Origin of the sequence: Vibrio sp. OPT46, assembly GCF_015163535.1 — a bacterium.
Classification (GTDB): Bacteria; Pseudomonadota; Gammaproteobacteria; order Enterobacterales; family Vibrionaceae; genus Vibrio; species Vibrio alginolyticus.
This window is the reverse complement of sequence record NZ_JADDYG010000655.1, coordinates 1-329: the sequence shown is the minus strand read 5'-3', so window position 1 is coordinate 329 and position 329 is coordinate 1. Positions and strand designations below refer to the sequence as shown.

At 39.8% G+C, this 329-nt stretch carries 1 riboswitch.

Annotation, left to right across the window (positions count from 1 at the left end):
- A riboswitch (glycine riboswitch) is annotated at positions 1-88 on the bottom strand. This riboswitch is flagged as partial in the annotation.
- Between the last annotated feature and the right edge of the window lie 241 nt (positions 89-329).

The following is a 329-nucleotide window of genomic DNA, read 5'->3' as shown; positions in this document are numbered from 1 at the left end:
GTCCTTTTGCCTGAGAGTTTCACCTTGCGTGAGTGCAAGACTTGCTCCTTCGGCGACCGATTTAACGGTTCTCTCCAGAGGTTCCTCCAACTACAGTCTCCGCTACCTAGGTAGCACCTGAAATAGTTAATTCTTCGGCGAGTTATGCTAATCAAATGTTAAAATTTGATTAATAACCACTCTCCTGCAGTCTTCATCGGAACAATTACTCAATTAAATGAGTAAAGGTTAGTTAATGATGCTGGTCATCATTAACGTGTGAACTCTATCATGTTTTTGGTCCATTTCAACACCCTATGTCAATTTATTTTCAATGAAATAACCTCATC